The sequence below is a fragment of the Colwellia sp. BRX10-1 genome (genome assembly GCF_014077545.1).
In the GTDB taxonomy this organism is placed as follows: Bacteria; Pseudomonadota; Gammaproteobacteria; order Enterobacterales; family Alteromonadaceae; genus Colwellia_A.
Genome location: NZ_JACGWC010000122.1, coordinates 1 through 329, shown reverse-complemented (window position 1 = coordinate 329; position 329 = coordinate 1). Strand labels below are relative to the sequence as shown.

1 tRNA gene is annotated in these 329 nt (G+C 38.6%); it reads right to left on the bottom strand.

The window, feature by feature from the left end:
- Positions 1 to 31 precede the first annotated feature (31 nt).
- Positions 32 to 107: transfer RNA gene (locus H4J75_RS19805), tRNA-Glu, on the bottom strand.
- Positions 108 to 329: the final 222 nt, after the last annotated feature.

The following is a 329-nucleotide window of genomic DNA, read 5'->3' as shown; positions in this document are numbered from 1 at the left end:
TTAACTTCCAATAAAGGAAATAAAAAATAAGTGGCATCCCTAAGGGGATTCGAACCCCTGTTACCGCCGTGAAAGGGCGGTGTCCTAGGCCTCTAGACGATAGGGACACTAAAACTATTGAGTAAGTGAACATTGAATAAACAAGGTTCAACTACTTAGAAAAGCATCAAACAAGATTTCCATCTCGCTTTTATGATTGAAACGTTCTTCAATCAAAGGAAACAACAAGACCTAGTTTGTTATACCCTTTTTACCTATTCATTAACTTCCAATAAAGGAAATAAAAAATAAGTGGCATCCCTAAGGGGATTCGAACCCCTGTTACCGCC